At 33.5% G+C, this 4,974-nt stretch carries 7 protein-coding genes; 4 read left to right on the plus strand and 3 right to left on the minus strand.

Going from position 1 to position 4,974, the window contains the following annotated elements:
- Window positions 1-244 precede the first annotated feature (244 nt).
- Window positions 245-805, minus strand: a complete 561-nt coding sequence (locus tag ACIQZI_RS24215; protein ID WP_403078368.1) for a TetR/AcrR family transcriptional regulator — start codon at window positions 803-805, stop codon at window positions 245-247.
- 140 nt (window positions 806-945) lie between these two features.
- Between ACIQZI_RS24215 and ACIQZI_RS24220 the strand changes: the two genes are divergently transcribed.
- Window positions 946-2,019 (plus strand): FAD-dependent monooxygenase, encoded by a 1,074-nt coding sequence (locus ACIQZI_RS24220; protein ID WP_403078372.1) that lies wholly within the window; start codon window positions 946-948, stop codon window positions 2,017-2,019.
- Between the two features lie 518 nt (window positions 2,020-2,537).
- Here the strand turns inward: ACIQZI_RS24220 and ACIQZI_RS24225 are convergent.
- Entirely contained in the window at window positions 2,538-2,888 is a 351-nt protein-coding gene (locus ACIQZI_RS24225; RefSeq protein ID WP_403078375.1) for a DoxX family protein, read from the minus strand.
- A 122-nt stretch (window positions 2,889-3,010) separates the two neighbouring features.
- Here ACIQZI_RS24225 and ACIQZI_RS24230 point away from each other — a divergent pair, with 122 nt between their 5' ends.
- A complete protein-coding gene (locus ACIQZI_RS24230; protein WP_403078378.1) occupies window positions 3,011-3,367 on the plus strand; it encodes a winged helix-turn-helix transcriptional regulator in 357 nt (118 codons plus the stop codon).
- 236 nt (window positions 3,368-3,603) lie between these two features.
- Here ACIQZI_RS24230 and ACIQZI_RS24235 read toward each other — a convergent pair whose 3' ends face one another.
- On the minus strand, window positions 3,604-3,990 hold the full coding sequence (locus ACIQZI_RS24235) for a DUF4181 domain-containing protein (RefSeq protein WP_403078380.1): 387 nt from the start codon (window positions 3,988-3,990) through the stop codon (window positions 3,604-3,606).
- 282 nt (window positions 3,991-4,272) lie between these two features.
- Here ACIQZI_RS24235 and ACIQZI_RS24240 point away from each other — a divergent pair, with 282 nt between their 5' ends.
- Together ACIQZI_RS24240 and ACIQZI_RS24245 are read left to right on the plus strand one after the other, a co-directional pair.
- Window positions 4,273-4,356 (plus strand): DUF3967 domain-containing protein, encoded by an 84-nt coding sequence (locus ACIQZI_RS24240; protein ID WP_403078383.1) that lies wholly within the window; start codon window positions 4,273-4,275, stop codon window positions 4,354-4,356.
- A gap of 38 nt (window positions 4,357-4,394) precedes the next feature.
- Complete coding sequence (locus ACIQZI_RS24245) at window positions 4,395-4,727, plus strand: hypothetical protein (protein WP_062186784.1); 333 nt, start codon at window positions 4,395-4,397, stop codon at window positions 4,725-4,727.
- Window positions 4,728-4,974 lie beyond the last annotated feature (247 nt).

The following is a 4,974-nucleotide window of genomic DNA, read 5'->3' on the forward strand; positions in this document are numbered from 1 at the left end:
AATTGGAAGTGTTTTACTTTACAATTCCATTTATATAAAAAGTAACAGTTATTTCTTATAATCCACAACGGAAATACTTGGGTTATAAGGTAAATTACTCCTAATAATTAAAATTGCATATCCTATTTATTTCTAGTTAACATAAAATTTCTTATCGGCAATAAAAAAAAGGATCTTCGATTGAAGATCCTACTGCTTGTTGAATTAAGACTCTACATAGGGTTAAGGTTCCTTAAGGAAATCCTTATTTTAGTAGCATGCCGTGGCTTTTCAAATAGTAATCGAGATTACCAAGTGTTTGGACTTTTTCATATATTTCCTCGATAGGGATGGGGCGATTGTTTGTAATCCACCAGTTGAGAACTCCAAGTATTGAACCAATCAACGCCTCAATCATAATTTCTTGCTCAATTTGGATTTCCTTACCTGCTTTCTCAAATCGATCAATAATGGCTGCATACATCTCCATTCGTAATATACTGCGTAGTGAATCACGCTCTTCTAAAAATAGCTGTGCAAATAAGTCTTTATTTTTATCAGCTACTTCAAATAAACACATATGAACTTCTTTGAAATTGAGCTGTTCTTCTACATCTTTACCAATTTGCTTAATGGCGTAAGAGAGTAGAGCATATTTGTCTTCGAAATGTGCATAAAAGGTAGTACGGTGAACATTAGATACATCGCATAGTTGTTTTACTGTAATCCTATTAAAATCATGTTTTTTCATTAAATCAAACAGTGCTTCATTCAGCAATTTTCGTGTGATTTGAGCACGAATATCTTCCTTTTTCTCTTTTTTCATCTACACATTCTCCAATCTGTTGTTTTCATCTACAAGTATTGATAATTGACGGTTGTTTGCCTTCATCATAATACATACAATGAATTCATACGAATGATTTTTTTATCTACAGGTGTAGACAGAAGGGAGTTTAAGAATAGATGAATAAACAATTACGAGTTGTAATTATCGGTGGAGGAATTGGTGGAGCAGCATCTGCAATTGCTCTACAAAATGAAGGAATTCCAGCTGAAATTTATGAACAAGCAAAAGCTATAAAAGAGGTTGGTGCTGCAATTGTTTTACGTCCAGCAACAATGCGTTTGTTCAAGAAGTGGGGAATATATGACGAAATAGTACATAAGAGTGTTCATTCTGAATTTATGGAAATACGTACTGAGAAAGGAGACATTGTTCAAAAGGAGCGTTGGCCCCTAATTACCGAAAACCCTGATGAAAACTGGGCAGAATTGATTCATAGAGCTGACTTACTTGATACTTTATTAGCTCAAATACCATCTGATTCGATTCATTTGAATCACAAGTGTGAGTCAATTATCGAGCATGAAAATGATGTAGAGGTTCGTTTTCTTAATGGTACTTCAGTTTATGCTGATTTAGTCATTGCAGCTGATGGTATCCATTCAGTTGCCCGTAAGATGTTTAGTGATGATGAGCCCGTTTTCGCTAGAGAACATACTTACCGGGCTATTGTAAATCGAGAAGAGGTACTTGATTTAATTTCTGACGATACAGCGATAACTCTTTACCAAGGTGATAAAACCCATGTGCTCTTATTACCTGTACGACCTGGGGCTGCTCAATTCTCTGTTGATGTCATCGTACCATCAGAAGATTCATCATGGCGACTAAAAGTAGAAAAAGAGGAAATCCTAGAGTATTTAAAAGATTTTAGCCCCAAAATCCAGGAGTTAATCAATAATATAGAAAGCACTATTGACGCTCGAGCAATACATGATAGAAAACCAATAGAATGCTGGACTTCAAATTATATAACACTGCTTGGCGATGCTGCCCATGCAACGCAACCTAATCAAGGTCTAGGTGGAAATATGGCAATAGAAGATGCGGATGCATTGGTTGAAGCTTTACGTGAAGCTACTACAATTCCGGAAGCGTTAAAAAAATATGAAGCACACAGAAAACCAATAACATCCAAAATTCAAAATTTATCCCGTCAGGACCAAGTCTTAGATTTCTCCTTAAAATCGTAAAAATAAAGTATCATCAAATTCAGGTCAAATAAAATAGTTTTAATTAGCCTTGTGAAGTATTACTAACGGAGATTTGTTTTTCGGAAAATCCCTTAATCCACCTTTTCCGAAGGGATGGGCAAAAACACCCTCTTTAAGAAGGCTATATTTCTACAATAATCAAATGTATATAATATACAAAATTAGTTAACATAAGGCCAACTCTTGGAAGTTCCGAACTATAAAACCCCTTGGTACTCAAGGGGTTTTATAGTTCGGTTTTATCGTTTATACATAGCAAATTCTTCTTTCACTAAACACACCCGTTAGTTGAATAAGCACATACTTTATTCAGAAAAGGTGACGATACAATTTATTAGATAAAGTCGTAAAGAGGTGTATTGAAGAAAATGAAAAAGATGTTAATCGTTTTTATAACTAAGCTAAATGGGCTTTAATTGATTTAATGTTCATTTAACTTAGTAATATCATTCATTTTTATACAAAGAATAGAAAACGTTTTATCTTATTAAAAGATACTAAAAACGTCCAATTGCGACAAATAGAGCTAAGGCAATAACGATAATATTTGTACCAATCGCTTTGTATTCTCCACGTTTACCATGGAAAACAGTTGCAAACACCATAATTAATAAAAGACCAATAGCTGCAAGTGGTGTTAAAACTGGCGCTATGCCTAAAACAAGTGGAAGAATTAATCCCATTCCCCCAAGAACTTCTGCAATCCCAATAAATGCAACAAAGCCCTTCGAGTATTTACTTACCCATGGGAGCGATTTTTTTGCTTTTTCATATTGTAACTTAGTTGCTCCTGCACCAATAAACATTAGTGCCAACAGCCCTTGAATAATCCATAGTGCAATATTCATTCTGTTTCCTCCTTGTTTCAATTTAACTCCTAAGGTTATAATAATCTCTAGTGGTAATATTTTGAAGTAGGTACTTTAATGTGTCCTAGTATACAAAAAGATACCTTAAAGGAGGTAATTTAATGACTAACCAATGTAATGGTGGAATTGAAACTGCTCTTGATATTCTTGTTGGAAAATGGAAGCCAGTAATTCTTTATCATCTTATAGAAAATGGAACACTACGTTTTAGTGAACTACAACGCTCAATTCCTGGTATAACGAAAAAAATGCTTACAACCCAATTAAGGGAATTAGAATATCACAATATTATAAATCGTAAAATCTATGCACAAATACCCCCAAAGGTTGAATACTCAATTACCGAATATGGAAAAGGATTAATGCCAGTTTTACTGCCAATGCAGGAATGGGGATTAAAACATTTACAACACTTGGATGAGCTTTACGGGGAAAAGCAAGAATCTCAAGGAAAGTAAAAAAGAGCTGTATTCAGCTTTTTTATTTATCCTTTTTTCAACTAACCTTCCCCATTAATTGAAGAAAGGTTTTTCTGAATGTATGAATTTGCATACTTTCGTACATTGAAAGAGTACCTTAAAGCACTTAACATAATCATCTTTATAGGTACTACTAAAAGGATCTTCCGGTCGTAGATCCTTTTAGCTGATTGTTTAATTAAATCTACCCGTTTGTTCAAGTACACTATTTCACATTATATTTTGAATAACGAGATAAAATACTCAGTATTATAAAGAATGAATATGGATATTATTAGCCCAATAAGAGTAGTTACATACTGTTTTGAATTCTTCAGGTATTTCCACTCCAAAATAGACTGAAAACCCAATAATACAATCAAATATAATATCCAATACCATTTTATAAAAGTGGTATCTTCCATCGCATAAAATGCATAAAACGGGATAGTGCATAAAAAGAGAATTAAGATAATACCTCTTCCCCATCGATCGACCTTCTTACCAGAAGTTTCCGAAACCTTTTTCTTTTCTACACCAAGTAATTTATTTATTCCTTTTTCTAACAAAAAACCTAAAATAAAAAGAACAAAAATAAATGGCAAAGCCCATAAAAGTATCAAAAAGATACATACCACCCCCGTTTTTATATTTATAATGCCATAAACTGTTAAAATAAAGCACCAATTAGTAAAAATAAGGATTTATCTCAAAGGATAGCGTACATACTCTATACAAATCTAGTTTACATAAAGTCAACTCTCGGAAGTTCCGAAACATAAAACCCCTTGGCGTTCAAGGGGTTACGAATGGTCCATTTTTATCGTTTATACATGATTTTATAAATTGTTGATGAATCAACATTTTCGGATTCTGAAGAAGCCTAGTAGCTGCATAAAAATTTAATGGCAGCCATTCGAGAATTTCAAGATACAAAAAAACAGATTGCTGCTACAGCCGAAAAAAAGTGGTGGCGATTTTGGAAATAACCGAATGATAAAATAAAGATGTGAAAGAAGGAATAACAGTGGCGGATTTTAGTGTGAACAAAGCAGTGGCTAAAATTTATCAAGACATTAATAAGCATGGAATTCTTAAAGTACCAGTGTTACTGGATGAAGAAACAAAGGGTGTTATACACCAAGTTCTTTCTGTAGGATTTTTAGGAGAACAAAGAGATCCTATTGTGACCATTAAAAAATCAAATGGCGAATCTGTAGCGTATCGTTTACCAGATGATTTGTGTGGTTGGGCGGAGAATTGCATGGTTTTGAAATTACAAGGAGTAGATATGCTTCCTGCGGAAGTTGAATTTGGGATTTTGAATAATAAAGCATATGCGAAATTCTATAAGGTTTAGATTAAAGTATTCTGCTGGTTTAGTTGAAGAAGGGATCTTTTTGAATGTATGATTTTAGATATTTTCGTACATTCATTACAGTATGAACTCCAATATGCTTTGCATAATGAATGCAAAACTGAAACCCCCACTCAATTAATTGAATGGGGGGGTTATTAGTTTCACCTACTAGATCAAAATCAAAAAACGCAAACTTGATATTCTTTTACTTTTCTAAGGGAATTTTAAGGTTCCTCTTCTTTTTCTT

It is taken from the genome of Peribacillus sp. NPDC096379 (assembly GCF_044762875.1).
Lineage (GTDB): Bacteria > Bacillota > Bacilli > Bacillales > DSM-1321 > Peribacillus.